Annotated in this window: 19 protein-coding genes and 1 pseudogene; 6 read left to right on the top strand and 14 right to left on the bottom strand. The window is 73.2% G+C overall.

The features are described 5' to 3' along the window. Positions 1-52 precede the first annotated feature (52 nt). The 7 genes and pseudogenes from ABZ924_RS23005 to fahA form a co-directional block, all read right to left on the bottom strand. Entirely contained in the window at positions 53-2,815 is a 2,763-nt protein-coding gene (locus ABZ924_RS23005; protein ID WP_361912786.1) for a fumarate reductase/succinate dehydrogenase flavoprotein subunit, read from the bottom strand. A 56-nt stretch (positions 2,816-2,871) separates the two neighbouring features. Next, positions 2,872-3,648, bottom strand: coding sequence for an ABC transporter ATP-binding protein (locus ABZ924_RS23000; protein ID WP_361912860.1), 777 nt, complete (start codon positions 3,646-3,648; stop codon positions 2,872-2,874). A 464-nt stretch (positions 3,649-4,112) separates the two neighbouring features. Beyond that, positions 4,113-4,871, bottom strand: a pseudogene (locus ABZ924_RS22995) (ABC transporter permease); the annotation flags it as partial. After that, the gene (locus ABZ924_RS22990; protein WP_361912783.1) at positions 4,868-6,262 is read right to left on the bottom strand and encodes an ABC transporter substrate-binding protein; all 1,395 of its coding nucleotides are present in this window, start codon (positions 6,260-6,262) and stop codon (positions 4,868-4,870) included. The pseudogene ABZ924_RS22995 and the gene ABZ924_RS22990, both read right to left, overlap by 4 nt. Before the next feature lie 14 nt (positions 6,263-6,276). Beyond that, complete coding sequence (locus tag ABZ924_RS22985) at positions 6,277-6,504, bottom strand: ferredoxin family protein (RefSeq protein WP_361912780.1); 228 nt, start codon at positions 6,502-6,504, stop codon at positions 6,277-6,279. Positions 6,505-6,575: 71 nt separating this feature from the next. Beyond that, on the bottom strand, positions 6,576-7,346 hold the full coding sequence (locus ABZ924_RS22980) for a GntR family transcriptional regulator (RefSeq protein ID WP_361912777.1): 771 nt from the start codon (positions 7,344-7,346) through the stop codon (positions 6,576-6,578). 233 nt (positions 7,347-7,579) lie between these two features. Further along, complete coding sequence (fahA, locus tag ABZ924_RS22975) at positions 7,580-8,803, bottom strand: fumarylacetoacetase (RefSeq protein ID WP_361912774.1); 1,224 nt, start codon at positions 8,801-8,803, stop codon at positions 7,580-7,582. Between the two features lie 141 nt (positions 8,804-8,944). Between fahA and ABZ924_RS22970 the strand changes: the two genes are divergently transcribed. Further along, positions 8,945-9,763, top strand: a complete 819-nt coding sequence (locus ABZ924_RS22970) for an HAD family hydrolase (RefSeq protein ID WP_361912771.1) — start codon at positions 8,945-8,947, stop codon at positions 9,761-9,763. Between the two features lie 416 nt (positions 9,764-10,179). Here ABZ924_RS22970 and ABZ924_RS22965 read toward each other — a convergent pair whose 3' ends face one another. After that, entirely contained in the window at positions 10,180-12,183 is a 2,004-nt protein-coding gene (locus ABZ924_RS22965; RefSeq protein ID WP_361912768.1) for a CocE/NonD family hydrolase, read from the bottom strand. 252 nt (positions 12,184-12,435) lie between these two features. Here ABZ924_RS22965 and ABZ924_RS22960 point away from each other — a divergent pair, with 252 nt between their 5' ends. The 4 genes from ABZ924_RS22960 (at position 12,436) to ABZ924_RS22945 (ending at position 15,709) form a co-directional block, all read left to right on the top strand. Next, positions 12,436-13,446 (top strand): polyprenyl synthetase family protein, encoded by a 1,011-nt coding sequence (locus ABZ924_RS22960; RefSeq protein WP_361912765.1) that lies wholly within the window; start codon positions 12,436-12,438, stop codon positions 13,444-13,446. Positions 13,447-13,706: 260 nt separating this feature from the next. Continuing rightward, positions 13,707-14,963 carry a DUF2092 domain-containing protein gene (locus ABZ924_RS22955; protein WP_361912762.1) on the top strand — a complete coding sequence of 419 codons (1,257 nt, stop codon included), beginning with the start codon at positions 13,707-13,709 and terminating at the stop codon, positions 14,961-14,963. Positions 14,964-15,083: 120 nt separating this feature from the next. Further along, positions 15,084-15,287, top strand: coding sequence for a ribbon-helix-helix domain-containing protein (locus ABZ924_RS22950; protein ID WP_344163314.1), 204 nt, complete (start codon positions 15,084-15,086; stop codon positions 15,285-15,287). Continuing rightward, positions 15,284-15,709 (top strand): hypothetical protein, encoded by a 426-nt coding sequence (locus tag ABZ924_RS22945; protein ID WP_361912759.1) that lies wholly within the window; start codon positions 15,284-15,286, stop codon positions 15,707-15,709. Before ABZ924_RS22950 ends, ABZ924_RS22945 begins: the two co-directional genes overlap by 4 nt. Before the next feature lie 27 nt (positions 15,710-15,736). On the opposite strand, the gene ABZ924_RS22940 is transcribed toward ABZ924_RS22945, so the two are convergent. The 3 genes from ABZ924_RS22940 to ABZ924_RS22930 all read right to left on the bottom strand — a co-directional run bounded on the left by ABZ924_RS22940 (position 15,737) and on the right by ABZ924_RS22930 (position 19,344). Further along, positions 15,737-17,053: a M28 family metallopeptidase gene (locus ABZ924_RS22940; protein WP_361912756.1), complete on the bottom strand. Its 1,317-nt coding sequence runs from the start codon at positions 17,051-17,053 to the stop codon at positions 15,737-15,739. Between the two features lie 225 nt (positions 17,054-17,278). After that, entirely contained in the window at positions 17,279-18,295 is a 1,017-nt protein-coding gene (gene rarD, locus ABZ924_RS22935; RefSeq protein WP_361912753.1) for an EamA family transporter RarD, read from the bottom strand. A 194-nt stretch (positions 18,296-18,489) separates the two neighbouring features. Next, the gene (locus ABZ924_RS22930; protein WP_361912750.1) at positions 18,490-19,344 is read right to left on the bottom strand and encodes an SDR family oxidoreductase; all 855 of its coding nucleotides are present in this window, start codon (positions 19,342-19,344) and stop codon (positions 18,490-18,492) included. Positions 19,345-19,531: 187 nt separating this feature from the next. On the opposite strand from ABZ924_RS22930, the gene ABZ924_RS22925 reads away from it, so the two are divergent. Next, positions 19,532-19,870, top strand: coding sequence for a helix-turn-helix domain-containing protein (locus tag ABZ924_RS22925; protein ID WP_361912857.1), 339 nt, complete (start codon positions 19,532-19,534; stop codon positions 19,868-19,870). Between the two features lie 38 nt (positions 19,871-19,908). Here the strand turns inward: ABZ924_RS22925 and ABZ924_RS22920 are convergent, their stop codons facing one another. The 3 genes from ABZ924_RS22920 to ABZ924_RS22910 form a co-directional block, all read right to left on the bottom strand. Further along, complete coding sequence (locus ABZ924_RS22920) at positions 19,909-20,985, bottom strand: 2-oxoacid:ferredoxin oxidoreductase subunit beta (protein ID WP_361912747.1); 1,077 nt, start codon at positions 20,983-20,985, stop codon at positions 19,909-19,911. Next, positions 20,978-22,951: a 2-oxoacid:acceptor oxidoreductase subunit alpha gene (locus ABZ924_RS22915; RefSeq protein ID WP_361912744.1), complete on the bottom strand. Its 1,974-nt coding sequence runs from the start codon at positions 22,949-22,951 to the stop codon at positions 20,978-20,980. The genes ABZ924_RS22920 and ABZ924_RS22915 overlap by 8 nt, the downstream gene beginning before the upstream one ends. Before the next feature lie 264 nt (positions 22,952-23,215). Continuing rightward, the gene (locus ABZ924_RS22910; RefSeq protein ID WP_361912854.1) at positions 23,216-23,875 is read right to left on the bottom strand and encodes a response regulator transcription factor; all 660 of its coding nucleotides are present in this window, start codon (positions 23,873-23,875) and stop codon (positions 23,216-23,218) included. Positions 23,876-24,253: the final 378 nt, after the last annotated feature.

Genomic DNA, 24,253 nt, shown 5'->3' with positions numbered 1-24,253 from the left:
CGCGACAGGGCCCGGCCCCCCGACGGGGGGCCGGGCCCTGCCATGTCGACCCTTATTCGGCGCTGAGACGCTCCGACGCCCGTGAGGCATAGGCGCGGACGTCGGCGTCCGGGTCCGCGGTGGCTTCGGACAGGGCCGTGGCGGCGGACGGGTGGGTGCGGTGGGGGAGGAGGGACAGGACGGCGGCCTTGCGGACGTCCGCGTTCGGGTCGGACAGGGCCCCCGCCAGGGCCGGTACGGCTCCCGCCGGGTCGGCGGCGCGCAGGGCCGTCGCCGCGCCCGCCCGGACCTGCCAGGCCGGGTCGGCCAGGGCGGCCGCCGCGGCCGCCGCGTACGGGGGCGGGCAGCCGGTGGCGGCCAGTGCGGCCAGCGCCGCACCCCGCACCAGCGGGTCCGGGTCGGCGAGCAGCGGCGCGAGCGGCTCCGGGCGGGGCGCCCGGACCGCGGCCAGCCCCTTCGCCGCGGCCACCCGGACCTCGCGGGCCGGGTCCCCGGTGGCCCGGACGAGCTCCCCGACGGCGTCCACCGAGACCAGGGCGCGGACGGCGTGGATGCGGACCTCCGGGTCGGCGTCGTCCAGCAGCCCCGCGTACAGCCCGGCCTCCCCGAGCCGCAGCGCCCGCAGGGCCTCCAGGGCCGCGGCGCGCACTGCCGGGTCCGCCACGGCGAGTGCCGCGCGCAGGGCGGACCCGAGCTCCGGATCCGGCTCCAGCACCTCCAGCAGCTCCCGCAGCGAGGCGGCGGCCGCCGCCCGTACCGCCGGTGCCGGATCGGCCAGTCGGGCGGCGAGGACCGGGCCTGCGCCGGCCGGGGCGGTCTCGGTGAGGACGGCGACCGCGGCGGCCCGCACCGCCGGGTCGGGGTCGCCGAGATGGGGCAGCAGGGCGTCGAGGGAGGGGGCCTCCTCGGCGAGCGCGAGCAGCGCGAGCAGCCGCGGCGAGGCGGAGGCCGGGGCGGCGGTGCCGGTGGCGGCGGTTCCGGTCGCAGCGGCCGGCTCCGGGCCGGCAGCCGGCGCCGGGCCCCCGGTCGGGCGCGGGGCCGCCTCGCGGTGGCCCGCCGTGGCCACCGGGGTCAGCGAGGCCTGGCCCAGGGGGCGGGACGGGCCGCCCGTCGGGGTGAACTCCGGGACCGGGACCAGGTACGGCTCCACCGGCCGGGCCGTGAACTCCATCGCCCCCGAGGGCGACTTGTGCAGGTCCAGGTGGTGCAGCCAGGCCCCGTCGTCCCGTACCGGGTGGTCGAGCCGCTCGTGGTACAGGCCCCAGCGGGACTCCGTCCGGGCCAGCGAGGACCGGGCCGCCATCTCCGCGCAGTCCCGGATGAACGACACCTCCGCGCACCGCATCAGCTCGTGCGGGGTGCGCGCCCCCATCCCGCCGATCTCCGCCTCCATGCGGGTGAACGCCTCCACCGCCAGCGAGAGCCGCGCCCCCGTCTTCGGCGGGGCCACGTAGTCGTTCACGAAGCGCCGCAGCTTGTACTCCACCTGCGGCTGCGGCGGCCCGTCCGGATGCCGCAGCGGCCGGTAGACCAGCTCGTGCGCCGCCGCCACCTGGTCCGCCGGCAGCGGGCCCTCGTACGCCGTGTACTGCGCCGCGTCCTCGCCCGCCAGGTCGCCGAAGACGAAGGCCCCGATCATGTAGTTGTGCGGTACGGAGGCCAGGTCCCCGGCCGCGTACAACCGCGGGACGGTGGTCCGGGCGTGGTCGTCGACCCGGACGCCCGAGGCCGAATGGCCCCCGCACAGGCCGATCTCCGAGATGTGCATCTCGATGTCGTGCGTGCGGTAGTCGTGGCCGCGGTTCGCGTGGAACGTGCCGCGCGTCGGCCGCTCCGTGGTGTGCAGGATCGACTCCAGGGAAGCCACCGACTCCTCCGGCAGGTGGCTGAGCTTGAGGTACACCGGCCCCCGGTCGGAGGCGAGTTCGGCGGCGAACTCCGCCATCATCTGCCCCGACCAGTAGTCGCAGTCCACGAACCGCTCGCCGTGCCGGTTGACCTGGTAGCCGCCGAAGGGGTTCGCGACGTACGCGCACGCCGGGCCGTTGTAGTCCTTGATCAGCGGGTTGATCTGGAAGCACTCGATGCCGGTCAGCTCGGCGCCCGCGTGGTACGCCATCGCGTAGCCGTCGCCCGCGTTGGTCGGGTTCTCGTACGTTCCGTACAGGTATCCGGACGCGGGCAGTCCGAGCCGACCGCAGGCGCCGGTCGCCAGGATCACCGCGCCGGCGCGGACGGTGACGAAGGCCCCGGTACGGGTGTTGAAGGCGGCCGCGCCGACGGCCCGGCCGTCCTCCGGCGAGGTCAGGACCCGCACCGGCATCACCCGGTTCTCGATCCGGATCCGCTCGCGCATCTCGCGGCGGCGCAGCTGCCGGTACAGGACCTTCTTGACGTCCTTGCCCTCCGGCATCGGCAGCACGTACGAGCCGGAGCGGTGCACCTGGCGCACCGCGTACTCGCCGTGCTCGTCCTTCTCGAACTTCACCCCGTACGACTCCAGGCGCTGGACCATCGCGAAGCCGCGGGTGGCGGTCTGGCGGACCGTGGACTGGTCGACGATGCCGTCGTTGGCGCGGGTGATCTCGGCGACGTAGTCGTCGGGCTCGGCGCGGCCGGGGACCACCGCGTTGTTGACGCCGTCCATGCCCATGGCGAGGGCGCCGGAGTGGCGTACGTGCGCCTTCTCCAGGAGGAGGACCCGCGCGCCGCGGCCGGCGGCCGTCAGCGCCGCCATCGTGCCGGCGGTGCCGCCGCCGATGACGAGGACGTCGCAGGAGAGCTCCTCGGCGTCGGCGATCGCGGGGATGTCCATGGTGGGGCTGCCCTTCGGGGGTCGGGGGCCGGGGGCCGGGGGTGGCTCGGGGGTGGTCAGAGGGAGTCGACGATCCGCCGGCGCAGCGCGGTGCGCTCGGGGTGGTCGGTGGCGGCCCGGTCGCGGGGGCCGGGTACGTCGAGCACGCGTACGCCGCCGCTGCCGCGGCCCGTGCCGGTGCCGGTGCCGAGGAGGGCGACGCGGTCGCCGAGGAACAGGGCCTCGTCCACGTCGTGGGTGACGAAGACGACGGTGGCGCCGGTGCCGGCGAGGACGTCGACGAGGAGGTCCTGCATCCCGGCGCGGGTCTGCACGTCGAGCGCGCCGAACGGCTCGTCCATGAGGACGGCGCGGGGGCGCGCGGCGAGGGCGCGGGCCAGCTGCACGCGCTGGCGCTGGCCGCCGGAGAGGCGGTGCGGGAGCCTGTGCGCGTGGTCGGCGAGGCCGACGCGGGCCAGCCAGTCCTCGGCGGTGCGGCGGCGCTCGGCCCTGGGCGTGCCGCGGATGGCGAGCGGGAGCTCGACGTTGGCGCGGGCGGTCCGCCAGGGCAGCAGGGCGTCGTCCTGGAAGACGAGGGCGCGGTCGGCGCCGGGGCGGGTGACGGGCGCACCGTCCTGCGTGACCGTGCCGGCCAGCGGCGGGAGCAGGCCGGCCAGGGTGCGGAGCAGCGTCGACTTGCCGCAGCCGGAGGGTCCGACGACGGCCAGCACCTCGCCGGCCCGGACGTCGAGGTCGACCCCGTCGAGGACGGCGGTCCCGCCCCGGCCGAGCCGGGCCCCGCGCAGGGCGAGGGCGGCGCCGTCCCTCCGGGTGGTGAGGGTCGGGGTGGTCAGGGTGGTCACTTCTGCGTCCCTCCGGTGGTCGTGCCCTGCGGGGCGGTTCCCCCACCCGCCCTTTCACCGTTTCCCGGAGCTCCGCCCCGGCCCCCGTCCCGGCGCTCCGCACCGGGTGCGCTCAAACGCCGCGCGGGCTGGAGGTCCCCGCGCTCCGGATCGGGTGGGCTCGAAGGCCGCGTGGGGTGGGAGTCCCGGCGCTCCGCACCGGGTGCGCTCAAACGCCGCGCGGGCTGGATATCCCGGCGCTCCGGATCGGGTGGGCTCGAAGGCCGCGTGGGGTGGGAGTCCCGGCGCTCCGGATCGGGTGGGCTTGAAGGCCGCGTGGGGTGGGAGTCTTGGCGCTCCGGATCGGGTGGGCTTGAACGCCGTGCGGGGTGGGAGTCTCGGCGCTCCGGATCGGGTGGGCTCGAACGTCGCGCGGGCTGGGAATCCCGGGTGGCCGGCGGCGGGGTCGTGGCGGGGCGGGGGAGCCATGCGGTGAGGCGGCGGCCGGCGCGTTCCACCGCCGTGGAGGTCAGCCAGCCCAGGGCGCCGATGGTGGCCATGCCGACGAAGACGCCCGGGTAGTCGACCACCGTGTAGTCCTGCCAGGTCCGGTAGCCCACCCCGTACTCCCCGGAGATCATCTCGGCGGAGATCACGCAGATCCACGCGACCCCGATCCCCACCGACAGCCCGGAGAAGATGCCCGGCAGGGCGCCGGGGAGGACGACCGACAGCAGGATCCGCGCCCGGCCGCCGCCCATCGTCAGGACGGCCTCCTCCCACACCGGGGACAGCGCGGCCACCGCGTGCCGGGTCGAGACCAGCACCGGGAAGAACGCCGCCGCGAAGGTGATGGAGACGATGCCCTGCTCGTTGGACGGGAAGAGCAGGATCGCCACCGGGACCAGGGCGATCGCCGGGATCGGGCGCAGGACCTCCAGGACCGGGCCCAGCAGGTCCGAGGCCGTCCGCGAGCGGGCCAGCGCCGTGCCCAGCGCCACGCCCAGCACCGCGGCCAGTGCGAAGCCGGAGACGATGCGGCGCAGGCTGTCCGCCAGGTCCTGCCAGTACGGGCCGGTCGCGGCCCGTTCGGCGAGCCGGGCCGCGACCTCCCCGACGGTCGGGAACTGCTCGAAGCGGAGCCACAGGTTTACGTCGAGGGAGGTCAGGGCCTGCCAGAGCGCCAGGGCCGCCCCCAGCGAAGCCACCCGCAGCAGCCTGCGCCGCGCCGTCATGACGCGATGCCTTCGGCTTCGGCGAAGCCGACGACCCGCGCCCCGGACCCGCTGTGCTGCTCGACGTACGACTTCGCGCCCGAGGGCGTGACGAAGGCCCGCAGCTCGGCGCCCTCCGCCACCCACACGGCCTTGTCCGCGAACCACAGGGTGCCGGTCACCGCGTCCGGCACGTACGCCGCCCGTACGTCCGCCCCCGCCGCCTTGACCGCCTTGAGGAGCTCGCGCGGCGAGTCGAAGCCGCGGGTGGTGTCCTGCCCCTTCAGCCACAGCTCGGGCCGGGCCGGCGCGGCCGCCGGGTAGTCGGCTGCGCCGCCCGCCGAGCCGGCCCGCTCCAGCGGCTCCGGGTCCACGAACGCGTCCACGTCCACGTCGCCGACCAGCTTGGCGTCCTTCAGCACCGGCACGTTCTGCTTCAGCGCCGCGATCAGCTCGGGCCGCAGCGCCGGGTCGAAGGTCGCGATGCCGTTCGCGCCGTTGTACAGGTACACGACCTCCGCCGGGAGCCCGGTCTCCTTCGCCACCGCCTCGGCGGCGGCGACCGGCTTCGTGCGCAGGTGGTCGGTGGCCCGGCGCTGCGCCCGCAGGAAGTCGTCCAGCACGCCCGGCCGTTCGGCGGCGAACTTCTCCCGCACCGTGACCCCGTGGAAGGTCGGCAGGTTCAGCTCGGCGCCGTCGTACAGGGCCTTGGCCTTCCCCTCGTACGCCAGCTGCCCCGGCCACGCCACGAACTGCGACAGCGCGTCGGCGCTGCCCGCCTGGAGGGACGAAGCGCCCACGCTCGGCTGCTGGTTGAGCTTCTGGATGCCCTTCTCCGGGTCGATCCCGGCGCGTTGCAGGGCCCGTACGAGGGTGCCGTCGGCGGCGGATCCGACCGAGGTGGACACCTTCTTGCCGCGCAGGTCCGCGAGGGACTCCAGCTTCGAGTCGGGGGCGGTGACGACCGTGTTGAGACCGCCGCGCAGGTTGTAGCCGGTCACCGACACCAGGTGGGTGGGCTGCTTCAGCTCCTTGCCGCGGGCGGCGTTGATGAGCAGCGGGAAATCGCCCATCGAGCCGATGTCGATCTTCCCGGCGGTCATCTGGGCGGTGATGGGTGCGCCGGTGGCGTAGTCCTGCCACTCGACCTTGTACGTGACGTGGTCCTTCCTGCCGCGTGCCGCGAGCTCCTCCTCGAAGTAGCCGAGGGAGCGCAGGAGGGTGCCGGCAGTGACGGTGTTGATGGTCTTGGACTGGTAGCCGACCGTCACCGTGACGGTCTTGCCGGCGCCGTCGGGGCCATGGGGGCCATCGGCGCCGTTCGCGCTGCCGCAGGCGGTGGCCGATGCGGCCAGGAGCAGGGCGAGGGCGAGGGGCGGGGCGAGCGGGGCTCTGGGCTTGCGCTTGCGCATCGGAGGAGGGCCTTTCACCGCAGGAGGTAGGGCATGTTGACGGCCACCGCGCCGGTGGGACAGCGGGCGGCGCAGGGGCCGCAGTACCAGCACTCGTCGACGTGCATGTACGCCTTGCCGCTGTCCTGGTGGATCGCGAGCGAGTCGAGCGGACACATGTCGACGCAGAGGGTGCAGCCGTCGATGCACAGGGAGGCGTCGATGGTGACGGGCACGTCGCCGCGCTGGGGGACCAGAGGCATGGCTGTCTCCAGGGAGGGGGTGGGGAATGCCCGGGCCGGGGGCCGGGTGCCGGGTGCCGGGTGCCGGGGCGCTAGAGGGAGCGGCGGAGCAGGCCGCTCATGGTGATCCGGTCGCCGCGGAAGCGGATGAACTCCAGGTCGACGGGGCGGCCGTCGTCCAGGTGGGTGAGGCGTTCCAGCATCAGGACGGCGGCCCCGCGCGGGGCCTGCAGGACGGCGGCGGAGTGCGCGTCGGCGTTGACGGCCTCCAGGGTGATCTCGGCGTGGCCGAGGGACCGGCCGGTCAGGGACTCCAGCAGCCGGAAGACGTCGGTGTTCTCCAGGTCGCAGCCGAGGAGTTCGGCTCCGATGTCCATGGGGACGTAGGTGAGGTCGAGGGAGAGCGGCAGGCCGTTCAGGCGGCGCAGCCGCTCTATGTACAGCACGTCGCAGTGCTCGGGCAGCCGCAGCCGGCCGGCGACGGGGGCGGGGGCGCGCACCGGGCCGACGGTGCGGACCTCGTTGGACACCTGCCCGTGCTCGTGCAGGGTCTCGGCCAGGCCCTGGAGGCGGTCGAGGCCGTGGGGGTACTTCTCGCAGACGACGACGGTGCCGACGCCGGGCCGGCGTTCGACGAGCCGCTCGCCGCGCAGCAGGTCCAGGGCCTGGCGGACGGTGTTGCGGCCGGCGCCGTAGTCGGCGGCGAGTGCGTCCTCCAGGGGGAGGACCCCGCCGGGGAAGCCGCCCGCCAGGATCTGGTGGCGCAGCAGGTCGGCGAGCTGCCGCGCCTGGTCCGCGCGCAGCCGCCGCCGGCGCGCGGCGGCGACCGGTACGGCGTGCTCACGGGTGCGTTCGGCTGGCATGCGGGGGAACATACCGACGGCTCGCACCCGGTGGTGTTGCCGCAGTATTGCGCCACTACGGGCCCCGGGCGGGACCCGTGTGACCTGTGCTTTCGCAGGGCGGCGAAAAAGATCCGCCACCCCGCGGGCGGCTGTCGTCCCACGGAGTGGGCGGAGCGCGTCCCGCGGACCGGAACGGCCGGGTCCGGCGGGCGCGCGCGGCGCCCGCCGGGGTGGTCAGCGGGACGGGGCCGTCAGTGGGACGGCGTGATGCGGCCCGTGACCTCGCCGAGGCCGACGCGGGTGCCGGCCGGCCCGGGGGCCCAGGCGGTGAGGGTGACCGTGTCGCCGTCCTCGAGGAAGGTGCGCTTGCCGTCGGTCAGCTCGATGGCGTCGCGGCCGTTCCAGGTGAGCTCCAGCAGGGAGCCGCGCTGGGCCACCTCGGGGCCGCTGACCGTGCCGGAGCCGAAGACGTCGCCGGTGCGCAGGGAGGCGCCGTTGACGGTCATGTGGGCGAGCTGCTGGGCGGCGGTCCAGTACATCGTCGCGAACGGCGGCTGCGCGACCTCCTGCCCGTTGATGGAGACGGTGATGTGCAGGTCGAAGCCGCCGGGCCGCTCGGCCTCGGCGTCGTCGAGGTAGGGCAGCAGCGGGAAGTCGCGGGCCGGCGGGGCGACGCGGGCGGCGTCCAGGGCCTCCAGCGGGGTCACCCAGGCGGAGACGGAGGTGGCGAAGGACTTGCCGAGGAAGGGGCCGAGCGGGACGTACTCCCAGGCCTGGATGTCGCGCGCGGACCAGTCGTTGAGGAGGAACAGGCCGAAGACGTGGTCCTCGAAGTCGCCGAGGGCGACCGGGCTGCCCATCCGGGAGGGGGTGCCGACGACGAAGCCGACCTCGGCCTCGATGTCGAGCTTGACCGACGGGCCGAAGACCGGCGCGGCGTCGGCGGGGGTCTTGCGCTGCCCCGAGGGGCGCACGACGTCGGTGCCGGAGACGACGATGGTGCCGGAGCGGCCGTGGTAACCGATCGGCAGGTGCTTCCAGTTGGGGGTGAGCGGCTCGCCGTCGGGGCGGAACATGCGGCCCACGTTGGTGGCGTGGTGCTCGCTGGCGTAGAAGTCGACGTAGTCGGCGACCTCGTACGGCAGGTGCAGGGTGACCGCGTCCAGCGGGAGGACGTGCGGTTCCACGGTCGCGCGGTGGCCGGGGTCGGTGACCCAGGCGGTCAGGGCGCGGCGCACGTCGCGCCAGGCGGTGCGGCCCGCGGCCAGCAGCGGGTTGAGCGAGGACTGCCCGAGCAGTTCGGCGTACGGGGAGCCGAGCGCGTCCGCGGCGGCCCCCGCGTCGAGCACGTGTCCGCCGATCCGCACGCCGATGCGGCGGCGGGCGTCGCCGTCGGTGGAGAAGACGCCGTACGGGAGGTTGTGCGGCCCGAACGGGTCGCCCTCGGGGACATCGAGGGGGCTCTGCTGGGGCATGGGGTACTGCCTCGCTTTCGACGCGGTCCGGGGGGTGTCCCGGGGGCTGGTTGATACGTTACGTGGCTGGTGGGGCCTGCGGGAGGCCGGATTCGGGCGCTATTTGTAGGACTTGTCCACTGGGGTCCGTATCCTTGCGCCGTGACTTCCGCCCCGCTTTCGGCCCTCCCTTTCTCTTTGATCGCCACTGACCTGGACGGGACCCTGCTGCGCGCCGGAGACACCGTCTCCGCCCGCTCGTACGCGGCGCTCGCGACGGCGCGCGCCGCGGGCGCGCAGCACATCATCGTCACCGGGCGCCCCGTTCCGCAGGTCCGCCATGTCCTCGACAGCCTTGGGTACACGGGGCTCGCGGTGTGCGGGCAGGGCGCGCAGGTGTATGACGCGGCGCGCGGGAGCCTGTTGCACTCCGTGGAGATGGACCGCGAGCTGGCGGAAGTCGCGCTCGGCAAGATCGAGGCGGAGATCGGCGAGGTCTACGCGGCGGTCGACCAGGAGGGGGTCCACGCCGCGATGCTGATGGGGCCCGGCTACCGGATGCCGCACCCGCACCTGCCGACCGTGCGGGTGCCGGGGCGGGCCGATCTGTGGGCGGCGCCCATCAACAAGGTGCTGCTGCAGCACCCCGAGCTCGACGACGACGAGCTGACGCGGGTGGCGCGGGGGGTGGTCGGGCACCTGGTCAACGTGACGATGGCCGGGGAGCACACCGTGGAGCTCCAGCCGACGGGTGTGAGCAAGGCGAGCGGGCTGGCGCTGGCCGCGGGGCTGCTGGGGGTCGGGCCGGCGCAGACCATCGCCTTCGGCGACATGCCGAATGACGTCCCCATGTTTGCGTGGGCGGCGTATGGCGTGGCCATGGCCAATGCCCATCGGGAGCTGGTCGCGGTCGCCGACGAGGTGACGCTGTCCAACGAGCAGGACGGGATCGCGGTGGTACTGGAGCGACTGTTCGGCTGACCGCAGCCGTGGCCCCCGGGGCTCCGCCCCGGACCCCGCGCCTCAAACGCCGGCGGGGCTGGATTGCGCCCACCCGCCGCTTCGAAGGCGGGCCGCGTCGGCCGGGCCGTCGCCATGCGAAGCCGGGTCCGGCCCATCCAGCCCCGCCGGCGATTGAGGCGCGGGGGCCGGGGCAGAGCCCCAGAAGCCCGGCTGGCTTCCGCCGATGCCTAAGGCGGGAGTCCGGCAAGTCCAGCCTCGCCGGTTTCGCCGACGCCTAAGCCGGGAGTCCGGCAAACCCAGCCCCGCCGGCGTTTGAGGCGCGGGTCCGGGCGGAGCCCGGGGCCCGGCGGAGCCGGGTTGCTCCCCCGGCTACCGCTGGGTGGTGCCCCTCCGCCCCAGAACCCGAGGCTCGAACACCGGCGGAGCCGAACGGCTCAGCCCGCCGCGCGGGGGAGGCGGCGTTGCCAGGTGCGGTGGAAGACGATTTCACCGCCCTCCCGGCACACCAGTTCGTCCGAGGTCAGGAAGGCGCCCTCCTCGCAGGTGATGTCCGAGTGGGTCTCGATCCGGACGTCCCATGCCGGTTCGGGGCGGTGCAGGCGGATCCGCCAGTCGGCGCGGGTCCGGGCCGACAGCGGGTCCGCCTCCTGGATCTCGTACACCTCGGTGGCCTCCTCGCCGTACTCCAGGCCGTCCGGGTGGAGCCGGGTCCCGCCGCGGCGCGGGTCCACCTCCAGCCGCCACGCGCCGCGCGCCACGTCCCGTACGACCAGCCGCTCCGGGCGCGGCTCGTCCAGCGTGGCCGGGACGGCCGCCCCGAGCGGCTCGGCCTGCTCGGGCGGCTCGAACACGATGCCCGGCTCCGAGGGCGACGCCCCCCGCACCGGCAGGACCAGCGCGCTGCCCGCCGGGTCCAGGGTCCAGCCGGCCCCGGAGCCGGCCCGCGGCCAGAGCCACGGCCAGTAGGCGGAGGAGAGGGCGAGCCGGATGCGGTGGCCCGGGGCGAAGGCGTGCCCGGTGGCGCCCAGCTCGACGACCACGTCCTCGTACGCGCCCACCGGCCACGGCACCGCCTTGTCCCGGCCGAGGCGGGCCGAGAGGTTCAGCGCGCCCCGGGTGACCAGGGTGGAGGAGCCGTCCGGGGCCACGTCGCACAGGCGGGCCGCCACCTGCCCGTACGGGACGTCCATCCGCAGCCGGAGCACGGCCCGCGGCCGGCCCAGGACCTCCACGGGCGCGGCGCCCGCCACCGGGAACTCGAAGCAGGCGGACCGCGCGTCCTCCGCGCGCTGGTCCGGCGGCAGGTCGGCGGAGCCCCCGACCGGCAGGGACCGGCCCGCGTCCACCCCGGTCTGCTGCGGCGAGGCCACGGCCACCGGCACGCCCTGGAACCCGTACGTGACCGGGGTGACGGCCGGCGAGGGCCAGGCGGCCTCCCCGACCCAGCGCCCCGGCAGCGCCTCGTACGCGGGAGCCGGCGGGTGCGACGGTGCGATCCAGGACCGCAGCAGCGGGGTGTCCATGGCCCCGTTGGCCGCGCCCCGCAGCCAGTGGTCCCACCAGCGCAGCGTCTCCTGGAGGAAGCCGATCGCGGGTCCCGGCGCCGCGGCGCGGTCCGGGTAGTCGTGCGGCCAGGGCCCGAGCAGCCCGCGGACCCGGTCGGCGGGCAGGTGGGTGACGAGGCGCAGCACCGTGTCCCGGTGCGGGTCGTACAGGCCGCCGACGGCGAGGACGGCCGCGCCGATGGCCCCGTAGTCCTCGCAGACGCTGCCGTGGCGCCAGTAGTCGTCGCGGGTGCCGTGCGCCAGCCAGGCGTGGACGGCCGGCTCCACGGCCTCCAGCCGGGCCAGCCACTGCTCGCGCCAGCCGTCGCCGGCGTACAGCGGGTCGGGCGGGCGGGCGGTGAGGGCCAGCAGGGCCGCCGACCGTGCGGCCACGGCCTCGGCCGGTACGCAGCCGCCCGCGCCGTGGCCGTCGTTGTCGAAGCGGTCGTCGGTGGAGCCGACCGTCACCACCGCCTTGAGGGCCTCGGGGGAGAACGCCGCGATCTGGAGGGCGGCGGTGCCTCCCCATCCGATCCCGAACATCCCCACGGACCCCGTGCACCACGGCTGCGCCGCCAGCCACTCCACCACCGCGACCCCGTCGGCGAGTTCCCGCGGGGCGTACCGGTCGCCGGGGCGGCCGCCGCTGCAGCCGTGGCCGCGTACGTCAACCCGCACGGAAGCGTAGCCGTGGCCCGCGTACCAGGGGTGGCGCTGGGCGTCGCGCGGGGCGGTGGCGTCCGTCAGCCGGTGCGGCAGGTACTCCAGCAGGGCCGGGACGGGCGCGTCCGTCACGGGGCGCCAGATCCGCGCGTACAGCCGTACGCCGTCGGGCATCGGGATCCGGACGTCCTCGCGGGTGGTCCCGTACGGGAACTCGGTACGGATGAGCATGCCCGCCTCCGGCTCGGACGCCACGGCCGGTCAGAGTCCCGGCACCCGGCAAACTACTTCAGAAAGGTATCTCCGGTTGTTTCGGGATGACACGAACATACCGGGACGTGTCGGACCGCGCTCCGGCGGCGGCGTGACGGGTGCTCTCGGTGATCGAAAACAGACCGGATACGCTGGCTTGAGTGATGGCAGCGACACATCGACAATCCAGGTGATCGTCAGCGTGATCGTCAGCAGACAGGAGTACCCCTCGTGACCGTCGTCGGGCCGTTCGGACTGAGCGTGCGGGACCAGGCTCTTGAGACCGATGTCCAGGCCGGACTGGCCGCCGTCGAGGCGGGTCTGCTGGAGGCCACCAAGAGCGAAGTCCCCTTCATCACCGAGGCCGCACAGCACCTGGTCAAGGCCGGCGGCAAGCGGTTCCGGCCGCTGCTGGTCATGCTCGCGTCCCGCTTCGGCGACCCCTACGCGCCGGGCATCGTCCCCTCCGCGGTCGTCGTGGAGCTCACCCATCTGGCGACGCTCTACCACGACGACGTCATGGACGAGGCGGAGGTCCGCCGCGGCGTGGCCAGCGCCAACACCCGCTGGGGCAACTCGGTGGCCGTCCTGACGGGTGACTTCCTGTTCGCCCGTGCCTCGCACATCCTGGCGGACCTCGGCCCGGAGGCCGTCCGCGTCCAGGCCGAGGCCTTCGAGCGGCTCGTGACCGGCCAGATCCTGGAGACGGCCGGCCCGCGCGACGGCCGCGACCCGGTAGCGCACTACCTCGACGTCATCGCCGGCAAGACCGGCTCGCTGATCGCGGTCTCCGGCCGGTTCGGCGCGATGATGTCCGGCGCGGACGAGTCGGTCGTCGACATCCTCACCCAGTACGGCGAACGCCTCGGCACCGCCTTCCAGCTCGCCGACGACGTCCTCGACATCGCCTCCGACTCCCACGAGTCCGGCAAGACCCCGGGCACCGACCTGCGCGAGGGCATCCCGACGCTGCCCGTGCTGCGCCTGCGCGAGATGGCGGCCCAGGGCGGCGACCCCGCCGACCTGGAGCTCGTACGCCTCCTGGACGGCGACCTCGGCGACGACGCCCGCCACGCCGAGGTGCTCTCCCGGCTGCGCGTGCACCCCGCGCTGGAGCGGGCCCGCCGCGACACCATCCAGTACGCGCAGGACGCCCGCGACATGCTCGCGCCGCTGCCCGACTGCTTCGCCAAGTCGGCGCTGGAGGAGCTGTGCGACGCGGTGGTGCACCGCGCCGGCTAGGCCGTCTCTTCCGCGCGAGGACCACGGCGGCAGGTACTGCCACAGGGCTCCGCATCCCCTACGGGTAGGGGGTGCGGGGCCCTCGTCGTGTCATCCCTTGGGCGTACGCGGAGTTGATTCCGCGGAGTGACGCCCCGACCCCTGCCGTTTTGGTCAGATGGAGACACATCCCCACCAGATCGGGTGAGAGTGGCGGCGCGGGGTGGACACGTACAGGCATGAAGGAAGGCCGCCGCCGTACACAAAGAGGTAGGGCAGACATGGCAACGAACGCAAAGACCCGCAAGGCCGCCCGGTACGCCGTACCGGTGGCGGTGGCGGGCGTGGCCGCGGCGACGGTCGCGATGGTCCCGGCCTTCGCCAACGCCGGCAGCCCGGACCTGCCGAAGGTGACGGCCCAGCAGCTGATCGAGAAGATCGCCGCCTCGGACGTGCAGCAGCTGTCCGGCAGCGCCAAGATCAGCACGGACCTGGGGCTGCCGACCTTCGCGAGCGGCCTGCTCGGCGGCGCGGGGGGCGGCGGTGTCTCCGGGGGCTCGGCCGACCCGCAGGACAAGATCGCCCAGCTGGCGAGCGGCACCCACACCGTGCGCGTCGCGGCCGACGGGCCGGACCGCCAGAAGCTGACGTTCGTCGACGGCAAGGACGAGTACAGCATCGTCCACAACGGCGCGGACGTCTGGGGCTACGACAGCAAGGCCAACGAGGTCTGGCACGAGAAGGACCCCGAGGCGGCCAAGTCCCCCGGCGAGGACCACAAGAAGACCGCCGACCGGCTCGCGGCCTCGCCGCAGCAGATCGCCCAGGAGGTCATCGAGTCCGCCGGGCCGACCACCGACATCAGCGTCGGCGAGACCGCCCAGGTGGCCGGCCGGGACGCTTACCAGCTGGTGCTGAAGCCCAAGCACGGCGGCTCCACCGTCGGCTCGGTCAAGATCGCGGTGGACGCGAAGAACGGCGTGCCGCTGCGCGTGCAGCTGCTCGCGGCCGAGGGCGGCAAGCCCGTCGTGGACGCCGGCTTCACCAAGGTGGACTTCGCCAAGCCCGCAGCCGACACCTTCGCCTTCACCCCGCCCAAGGGCGCCAAGGTGACCGAGGGCGGGGCCGGCGAGGTCAAGGGCGATGCGGCCAAGGGCGGACCCGGTCACCACGGCAAGGAGTTCAAGGGCCTGGACGCCTTCCCGGGCCTCGGGGCCATCACCGGCGGCGCGGGCGGCCCGGGCGGGGCCGGCGGCGAGCACGGCGGCGCGAAGGTCCTCGGCGAGGGCTGGTCGGCCATCGCCCGCATCGACACCGGCGCGGGCCGCAGCCTGAAGGACATCGAGAACGACAAGAACGCCCCCAAGGAGGCCAAGCAGTTCCTGAACTCCCTCGGGGACAAGGTCAAGGGGTCCTTCGGCGAGGGACGGCTCTTCAAGACCCGCCTGGTCAACGCACTGATCACGGACGACGGCAAGGTCTATGTCGGCGCCGTCACCAAGGACGCGCTGGTGCAGGCGGCCAACGCGAACAAGTAGCCGCCGCGCGGCCGCCGGACGGCCGCCGCGACCGGCAACGGGTGGGCGGGGACTGTGTCCCTGCCCACCCTTCGGCCGTTCCCGCCCTGCGTACAGCGGCCCCGCTGTACCGTGACAGGCATGTCGAGACACGTCACCATCCGCCTGGACGAGGAGTTCCACGACCGCCTCAAGGCGCGCGCGGCGGCACTGGGCACGACGGTCACCGCGCTGATCACCGAGGTCACGGAGCGCGAGCTCGACGAGGACCGGAAGAACTTCCTGTCCGGCATAGAGGAGTTCGCCGACCACTGGGGCTACTTCCAGGAGCGGTTCGGCAATTGAAGATCACCATGGAGTGGGCCTGGACTGCCCTGGCCCACCATCTCCCGTCCGATCCCGCCGTGTGGGATCCCTCCGGGGTGGCCGCCGCGGTCGCCCGGCACCAGAACGACCTGGTCATGGTCCCCGAACAGCCCGCCCCCGACACCGCGTGGCGGGCCGCCGCGTTCCTGCACACCCTCGCCGTGTGCCCGGCGCTGGAATCGCCGATGAACGAGTTCTACGCGGCCGCCGCCACCCGCTCGTACCTGCGGGTGGCGGGAGCCGAGCAGCTGCCCTCGCCCGAGCAGCTCGGCGACCTGGTCGAGGCGGCGAAGCTGGGCCGCGCCGACGTGTCCGCCGTGGCCGAGGAGCTGCGCGCCCTGATCCGGGAGCCGCAGGACGCCTCGGCCGCGCCGAAGGCGACCGGCCCCGACGGCGCGTAGCACCGCCGGGGCCGGGTGGGCCGCTGCTCAGAAGGTGATCTTCCAGCTGTTGATGTAGCCGGTGTCCTGCGCCGCCACGTCCTTGACCTGGAGCTTCCAGACACCGTTGGCCACCTCGCTGGAGGCGTTGACCGTGTACGAGGCCACGACGTTGTCCGCGGAGTCCGAGCTCGAGGAGTTCTTCAGCCGGTACGCCGTGCCGTCCGGGGCGATCAGGTCGATCACCAGGTCGCCGCGGTAGGTGTGGACGATGTTCACGTCCACCTTGGTGGTGGCCGGGGCGTTGCCCGTGACGCCGGAGACCGTGACCGGCGAGGTCACCGCGGCGCCGGGGGAGTCCGGTATGTTCACGTCCGCCGTGTTCTCGAACGACGGGCCGGGCGGGACCGGCGTGGCCGCGCCCAGGTTCCAGACCGCGTAGGCGATCGCGTCCGCGTTGCGGTCCAGGGCGGTGTCGTCGATGTTCGCCGATGTGTCGCAGGACGAGTGGTAGCAGCGGTCGAAGGCCTGGCCGGCGGTGCCGCCCCACTTCTGCGCCTGCGCGGCCGTCTTGGTGTAGTCGGCACCGGAGAACAGCCCGCCGACCGGGATGCCCGCGTTCTTGAACGGGGCGTGGTCGGAGCGGCCGTCGCCCTCGGTCTCGATCTCGGTGGGGATGTTCAGGCCCGCGAAGTACGTCTTGAAGGTCTGCTCGATGGTCGGGTCGTCGTCGTAGACGAAGTAGCCCGGGTTCGGCGAGCCGATCATGTCGAAGTTCAGGTAGCCGGAGATCTTCGCCTTCTCCGTGGCCGAGAGGCTGTTGACGTAGTACTTGGACCCGACCAGGCCCAGTTCCTCCGCGCCCCACCAGCCGAACCGCAGGTGCTTGGTCGGCTGGAGCTGCGCGCGCGAGACGGCCAGCGCCGTCTCCAGCACGGCGGCCGAGCCCGAGCCGTTGTCGTTGATGCCGGGGCCGGCGGTGACCGAGTCCAGGTGCGAGCCGGTCATCAGCACCGAGTTCGGGTCACCGCCGGGCCAGTCGGCGATCAGGTTGTAGCCGGTGGCGCCGCTGCTGGTGAAGGTCTGCAGCGTGGTGGTGAACCCCGCCGCGTCCAGCTTGGCCTTCACGTAGTCGATCGAGGCCTTGTAGCCCGTCTTGCCGTGGGCGCGGTTGCCGCCGTTGTTGGTGGCGATGGTCTGGAACTGGCTCAGGTGGGCTTTGACGTTGGCCAGCGGGATGTCGGGCGGCGTCGGGGCCGCGGCCGCCGTGGGGGAGGCCAGTGCGGCGGGGGCGGCTGGGGCGAACAGGCCGGCGACCGCGAGCGCGGTCACGGCGGCGAGGCGCCGGGAGACGGACAGGCTCATGTGGGGGCTCCGGAAATTCCGTTGGGGATTGAACGGAACGTGCGGGTGGCGCGGGTGAGCAGTCGTGCGTCAGTGCGAGCCCTGATGTTCAGTGAGGGTGTGACGGTCCGTCAAGACCGAGTTTCGGTCAGAGTCGTTCGGAAAACGGACGATCCCCGTCACGGGAGTTCCGTGACGGGGATCGAGGGGGTAGTGGGGCGCCGCGGCGTGCGGCGCCCTGGAGTCTTACGCGCGTTCCGGCGCCGGGGCGGCGGGGGCGGCCGGGGCGGCCGGGGCCTCCGCGGAGGCCGGGGCGTCCGCAGCGGCGGGGGCGGCCTCCGTGGCGGAGGCGGCTCCCATCTCCTCCAGGCGGGCCCGGTTCTTCCGCGCCGTGTGCAGGGCGTCCCAGGTCAGCAGGGTCAGGGCGGCCCAGACCAGGGAGAAGCCGGCCCACCGCTCGGGCGGCATGGCCTCGTGGAAGTAGACGACGCCGAGCGCGAACTGGAACACCGGGGCCAGGTACTGCAGCAGACCCAGCGTGGACAGCGGCACCCGGATCGCGGCCGCACCGAAGAAGACCAGCGGCACGGCGGTGATCAGGCCCGTCGAGGCGAGCAGCGCGGAGTGCCCGAAGCTGCCGGTGGCGAAGCTGGAGCGGCCCTGCGAGCCCAGCCACAGCAGGTAGCCGAGGGCGGGCAGGAAGAGCAGGGCCGTCTCGGCGGCCAGGGACTCCACGCCGCCCATGTTGAGCTTCTTCTTGATCAGCCCGTACGTCGCGAAGGAGAAGGCCAGCACCAGGGAGATCCACGGCGGCCGCCCGTAGCCGATGGCGAGCACCAGCACCGCGAGGAAGCCGATGCCGACCGCCGCCCACTGGGCGCGGCGCAGCCGCTCGCCGAGGAGCAGCACGCCGATGGCGATGGTGACCAGCGGGTTGATGAAGTAGCCGAGGCTGGACTCGACGACCGCGCCGTGGTTGACGGCCCAGATGTACAGGCCCCAGTTCACGGAGATCACCGTGGCGGCCAGCGCGGTCAGGCCCAGCTTGCGCGGCTGGCGCAGCAGCTCGCGTATCCAGCCCCAGCGGCGCATGCCCAGCAGCAGCACGCCGACGACGGCCAGGGACCACACCATGCGGTGGGCGAGGATCTCGACGGCCCCGGCGGGCTTCAGGAGCGGCCAGAAGAGGGGGACCAGGCCCCACATCCCGTATGCGCCGAATCCGTAGAGCAGACCCGTGCGCTGCTCACTGTCCGCCTTCACTCCGGCCTCCCGTCGCAATTCAGCCAACCTCACACCAGAAGCTAGCGCTGTTCGCCTCCGATGTCATGCCCATAAGCAGGAGATACTCATGACACGGGTGAGGTCTTGCGTGGCGCCGACCGGGCGGACTCACGCGTTCCGCCCGGCCGGTTCCGTATGGCGCCGGCGCTGGTGTCGGCGCGGGCGCCGGCGCCTCAGGCCAGGGCCGAGGCGATCGCGTCCGCGACCGGGGTGGTCGGGCGGCCGATGAGCCGGGACAGGTCGCCGCCGGTGTGGGCGAGGCGGCCGCGGGAGATCGCCGCGTCCACGTCGACCAGCAGGGCCGCGAAGCCCTCGGGGACGCCCGCGCCGGTCAGGATCGACAGGTGCGCGTCGGCCGGGACCTCGGCGTACGAGACCTCCTTGCCGGACTGGGCCGCGACCTCGGCCGCGTACTCCGCGAGGCTCCAGGCGGTGTCGCCGGAGAGCTCGTAGACCCGGTTCAGGTGGCCCTCGCCGGTCAGCACCTCCGCCGCCGCGGCCGCGTAGTCCGCCCGCGCGGCGGAGGCGACCCGGCCCTCGCCGGCGCTGCCGACGACCGCACCGTGCTCCAGGACGGTGGCGAGGTGGTGCGTGTAGTTCTCGTGGTACCAGCCGTTGCGCAGGAAGGTGTGGGGCAGGCCGGAGTCGAGGATGGCCTGCTCGGTGACCTTGTGCTCGGCGGCCAGGTCGAAGTCGGCCTCGGGGCCGCCGAGGATGCCGGTGTACGCGAGCTGGGCGACGCCCGCGGCCTTCGCGGCCTCGATCACGGCGGTGTGCTGCGGCACGCGGCGGCCGACCTCGTTGCCGGAGATCAGCAGGACGCGGTCGCCCGCGCGGAAGGCGGCGGCGAGGGTCTGGGGGGCGTCGTAGTCGGCGATGCGCACCTCGACCCCGCGCTCGGCCAAGTCGGCGGCCTTGGCCTTGTCGCGGACGACGACGGCGACGGACTCGGCGGGGACCTTGCCGAGGAGCTCCTCGACGACGAGGCGGCCGAGGGCTCCGGTGGCTCCGGTGACGACGATGCTCATGGTGTGCGCTCCCTGCTTGCGGTTCGTTGCTGTTCGCGGGTGTTTCGCGGTGTGACACCACCCTAGGGAGCGCGCTAACTATTCGTAAGTACCCACTTTGAAGTAAGGTACTGGTATGGGAGTAAGCAACCAGGTCAGCCCCGCCGGCCGGGTCGCCGCGCCGCCGCAGACCTCCGTGAAAGCACCGATGTGCCCCTCCCGCGGGGTCCTGGAGCACGTCACCAGCCGCTGGGGCGTGCTCGTCCTGGCCGCCCTCAACGAGCGCTCCTACCGCTTCAGCGAGCTGCGCCGTGAGGTCGGGGGCGTCAGCGAGAAGATGCTGGCGCAGACCCTGCAGACCCTGGAGCGCGACGGCTTCCTGCTGCGCGACGCCAAGCCGGTGATCCCGCCGCGCGTGGACTACTCGCTGACCGCGCTCGGGCGCGAGGCCGCCGAGCAGGTGTGGGCGCTGGCCCGCTGGACCGAGCGGCGCACCGCCGACGTGCAGGCGGCGCGCGCCGCGTATGACGAAGCCCGGGGCTCCTGAAGGAGGAACCCCGGGCTCGCGGGCTGCGGGCGGACGGACTAGCCGACGACCGTCCAGGTGTCGTTGCCGGCCATCAGGGTGGCCAGGTCGCCCTTGCCCTTGGCGTCGACGGCCGTCTCCAGCTGCTCCGCCATGAGCGTGTCGTACACCGGCCGCTCCACGCTGCGGAACACCCCGATCGGCGTCTGGTCCAGGGTGTCGGGGTCGGCCAGCCGCGACAGGGCGAACGCCGTGGTGGGACTGGCGGCGCGCGCGTCGTGCACCAGGATCCGGGAGGCGTTCTCCGCGGTCACGTCGACGACCTCCAGGTCCCCGGTCTGCGGGTTGCGCACGACGCCCTTGTGGCCGTCGGCGCCGAAGCGGATCGGCTGCCCGTGCTCCAGGCGGATCACCGCCTCCTCGGCCCGGTCCTTGTCCTTCAGGACCTCGAAGGCGCCGTCGTTGAAGATGTTGCAGTTCTGGTAGATCTCCACCAGCGCCGTGCCCGGGTGGTCCGCGGCCGCCCGCAGCACCTCGGTCAGGTGCTTGCGGTCGGAGTCGACCGTGCGGGCCACGAAGGACGCCTCGGCGCCCAAGGCCAGCGACACCGGGTTGAACGGGGCGTCCAGCGAGCCCATCGGCGTCGACTTGGTGATCTTGCCGAGCTCGGAGGTCGGCGAGTACTGGCCCTTGGTCAGACCGTAGATCCGGTTGTTGAACAGCAGGATCTTCAGGTTGACGTTCCGCCGCAGAGCGTGGATCAGGTGGTTGCCGCCGATGGACAGGGCGTCGCCGTCACCGGTGACCACCCATACCGACAGGTCGCGCCGGGAGGTGGCCAGCCCGGTCGCGATCGCGGGGGCGCGGCCGTGGATGGAGTGCATCCCGTACGTGTTCATGTAGTACGGGAAACGCGAGGAGCAGCCGATGCCGGAGACGAAGACGATGTTCTCCCGGGCCAGCCCCAGCTCGGGCATGAAGCCCTGCACCGCGGCCAGCACCGCGTAGTCGCCGCATCCCGGACACCAGCGGACCTCCTGGTCCGATTTGTAGTCCTTCATGGACTGCTTGGCCTCTGCCTTGGGGACCAGGGAGAGCGGGCTCGGCCGGGTCGGGGCGTCGGTCACCTCAGTCATGCTGCACGGCCTCCTCGAGAGCCTTCGCGAGCTGCTCCGCCTTGAACGGCATTCCGTTGACCTGGTTGTACGACCTGGCGTCCACCAGGTACTTCGCCCGGATCAGGCCGGCCAGCTGCCCGAGGTTCATCTCCGGAACCACTACCTTCTCGTAACGCCGAAGGACCTCGCCGAGATTCCTCGGGAAGGGGTTCAGGTGGCGCAGGTGGGCCTGGGCGATCGGCACGCCGGCGGCCCGCAGCCGGCGCACGGCGGCCGTGATCGGGCCGTACGTGGAGCCCCAGCCGATCACCAGGGTCCGCGCCTGGTCCGGGTCGTCGACCTCCACGTCCGGGACCTCGATCCCGTCGACCTTGGCCTGCCGGGTGCGGACCATGAGGTCGTGGTTGGCCGGGTCGTAGCTGATGTTGCCCGTGCCGTCCTGCTTCTCGATGCCGCCGATCCGGTGCTCCAGGCCGGGCGTGCCCGGGACCGCCCAGGGACGGGCCAGGGTCTGCGGGTCGCGCTTGTAGGGCCAGAAGACCTCGGTGCCGTCCGCCAGCTCGTGGTTGGGTGCGGTGGCGAACCGGACCGTCAGGTCGGGCAGGTCCGACACGTCCGGGATCCGCCAAGGCTCGGAGCCGTTGGCGAGGTACCCGTCGGAGAGCAGGAAGACCGGGGTCCGGTACGTCAGCGCGATCCGGGCGGCCTCCATGGCCGCGTCGAAGCAGTCCGCCGGGGTGCGCGGGGCGACGATCGGCACCGGGGCCTCGCCGTTGCGCCCGTACATGGCCTGGAGCAGGTCCGCCTGCTCGGTCTTGGTCGGCAGGCCCGTGGAGGGGCCGCCGCGCTGGATGTCCACGATCAGCAGCGGCAGCTCCAGCGAGACCGCGAGCCCGATGGTCTCGGACTTCAGCGCCACACCGGGCCCGGAGGTCGTGGTCACGCCGAGCGCGCCGCCGAAGGCCGCGCCGAGCGCCGCGCCGATGCCGGCGATCTCGTCCTCCGCCTGGAAGGTCCGCACGCCGAAGTTCTTGTGCTTGCTCAGCTCGTGCAGGATGTCCGAGGCCGGCGTGATCGGGTACGAGCCCAGGTAGAGCGGCAGGTCGGCCTGGCGGCTCGCCGCGATCAGCCCGTAGGACAGGGCCAGGTTCCCGGAGATGTTGCGGTAGGTGCCGGTCGGGAAGGCCCGCGTGGCCGGGGCGACCTCGTAGGAGACCGCGAAGTCCTCGGTCGTCTCGCCGAAGTTCCAGCCGGCCCGGAAGGCGGCGACGTTCGCCTCGGCGATCTCGGGCTTCTTGGCGAACTTCTGCCGCAGGAACGTCTCGGTTCCCTCGGTCGGCCGGTGGTACATCCAGCTCAGCAGGCCCAGCGCGAACATGTTCTTGCTGCGCTCGGCCTCCTTGCGGGAGAGCCCGAAGTCCTTCAGCGCCTCGACGGTGAGGGTCGTCAGGGGCACCGGGTGGATGTTGTAGGCGCCCAGCGAGCCGTCCTCGAGCGGCGAGGTCTCGTAGCCGACCTTCGCCATCGGGCGCTTGGTGAATTCATCGGTATTGATGATGATCTCGGCGCCGCGCGGGACGTCCCCGATGTTCGCCTTCAATGCGGCGGGATTCATCGCCACCAGGACGTTCGGGGCGTCGCCCGGCGTCAGGATGTCGTGATCGGCGAAATGCAGCTGGAACGAGGAGACGCCCGGCAGGGTGCCGGCGGGTGCCCGGATCTCGGCCGGGAAGTTCGGCAGGGTGGAGAGGTCGTTCCCGAAGGACGCCGTCTCCGAGGTGAACCGGTCACCCGTGAGCTGCATCCCGTCGCCCGAGTCACCCGCGAAGCGGATGATCACCCGGTCGAGGCGGCGTACTTCCTTGGCGCCGGGGGGTGCGGCAGGGGCCGACCGCTGCTCGCCGACGACGGCTCCTTCGGCGGCTCCCTCGGCCCCACCGGCCCCGTCGGCCTGCTCGGCTGGACTACTGACCTGGCTGGTCACTGAACTGGACCTCCTTCGAGGCGTGGCGTTCGCGCTCCCAAGGTCAACCCTACGTCGGCACGAGTGGTCCGCTCGGGGGCGCTCATATTCTGGACCGCTTTCTCGGGCGGTCGATCGACAGAATTTCGGGAGAATCCGCGGTAAGAGCGGGGTTCCGAAGTTTTTCTTGCCGTGCAGGAAATAGTGCGAGCCCGGTGCGGCCGGGAGCGGTAACGCCGTACCTGACAGGGTGTCAGTTGATCAAGGATTCGAACAAGCCCTCGATCACGAGCGCAGGTAGGTCAGGACGGCCAGGACCCGGCGGTGGTCCCCCTCGCTGGGGGAGAGGCCCAGCTTCATGAAGATGTTGCTGACGTGCTTCTCCACCGCCCCGTCGCTGACCACGAGCTGCTTGGCCACGGCCGAATTCGTCCGACCCTCGGCCATCAGGCCCAGCACCTCGCGCTCGCGCGGGGTCAGCCCCGCCAGGACGTCCTGCTTGCGGCTGCGGCCGAGCAGCTGGGCGACCACCTCGGGGTCCAGGGCCGTGCCGCCGCGTGCCACGCGGACCACGGCGTCCAGGAACTCCCGGACGTCTGCGACGCGGTCCTTGAGGAGATACCCCACCCCGGTACTGGAACCGGCCAGCAGTTCGGTGGCGTACTGCTCCTCCACGTACTGCGACAGCACGAGCACGCCGATCCCGGGGTACTCGCGGCGCAGCCGTACGGCGGCCCGGACGCCCTCGTCGGTGTGCGTCGGGGGCATGCGGACGTCGGCCACCACCACGTCCGGCAGCGCGTCCTCGGCCGCGAGGTCCGCCACCGTCTTGACCAGGGCCTCCGCGTCGCCGACGCCGGCGACGACGTCGTGCCCCCGGTCGGTCAGCAGCCGGGTCAGGCCCTCCCGCAGCAGCACCGAGTCCTCGGCGATGACCACCCGCACCCTGTCTTCCACGATTCCCCTGCCCCCGCATGCCGTTCCCGAATACCTGTCCCGCCCAAGCATCCCAGGCCGGGGGCCGATCCGGGCGGGCATTCGCAGCCCCGCTGCCACACGTCCGAAGCGGGAGCTGCCCCAGGGATCCCGGCTTCGCCGGGTACCGGGCTCCGCCCGGACCCGCGCCTCAAACGCCGGCGGGGCTGGATTGGCCGGGCTCTCGTTTCCGGTGGCGGCGCGTTGCCTGGTGCCGAAGCGGGAGGCCTTCCGTATCCAGGCCGGGGGTGGGCAAACTCAGCCTCGCCGGCGTTTGAGGCGCGGGGTTTGGGGCGGCGCCCCAAGGGTCCCGGCTTCGCCGGGTACCGGGCTCTGCCCGGACCAGAA

Origin of the sequence: Streptomyces sp. NPDC046876, from assembly GCF_040645035.1 — a bacterium.
Taxonomy (GTDB): domain Bacteria; phylum Actinomycetota; class Actinomycetes; order Streptomycetales; family Streptomycetaceae; genus Streptomyces.
This window is presented reverse-complemented; position numbering and strand designations above follow the sequence as displayed.

Bases quoted from the DNA above. Each gene is read 5' to 3' on its own strand.
- ABZ924_RS22990 (WP_361912783.1), bottom strand. From the start codon at position 6,262: ATGCGCAAGCGCAAGCCCAGAGCCCCGCTCGCCCCGCCCCTCGCCCTC.
- ABZ924_RS22950 (WP_344163314.1), top strand. From the start codon at position 15,084: ATGTCGAGACACGTCACCATCCGCCTGGACGAGGAGTTCCACGACCGC.
- ABZ924_RS22925 (WP_361912857.1), top strand. From the start codon at position 19,532: ATGTGCCCCTCCCGCGGGGTCCTGGAGCACGTCACCAGCCGCTGGGGC.
- ABZ924_RS22980 (WP_361912777.1), bottom strand. From the start codon at position 7,346: ATGCCAGCCGAACGCACCCGTGAGCACGCCGTACCGGTCGCCGCCGCG.
- ABZ924_RS22955 (WP_361912762.1), top strand. From the start codon at position 13,707: ATGGCAACGAACGCAAAGACCCGCAAGGCCGCCCGGTACGCCGTACCG.
- ABZ924_RS22965 (WP_361912768.1), bottom strand. From the start codon at position 12,183: ATGCTCATCCGTACCGAGTTCCCGTACGGGACCACCCGCGAGGACGTC.
- ABZ924_RS22985 (WP_361912780.1), bottom strand. From the start codon at position 6,504: ATGCCTCTGGTCCCCCAGCGCGGCGACGTGCCCGTCACCATCGACGCC.
- ABZ924_RS22920 (WP_361912747.1), bottom strand. From the start codon at position 20,985: ATGACTGAGGTGACCGACGCCCCGACCCGGCCGAGCCCGCTCTCCCTG.
- ABZ924_RS23005 (WP_361912786.1), bottom strand. From the start codon at position 2,815: ATGGACATCCCCGCGATCGCCGACGCCGAGGAGCTCTCCTGCGACGTC.
- ABZ924_RS22930 (WP_361912750.1), bottom strand. From the start codon at position 19,344: ATGAGCATCGTCGTCACCGGAGCCACCGGAGCCCTCGGCCGCCTCGTC.
- ABZ924_RS22940 (WP_361912756.1), bottom strand. From the start codon at position 17,053: ATGAGCCTGTCCGTCTCCCGGCGCCTCGCCGCCGTGACCGCGCTCGCG.
- fahA (WP_361912774.1), bottom strand. From the start codon at position 8,803: ATGCCCCAGCAGAGCCCCCTCGATGTCCCCGAGGGCGACCCGTTCGGG.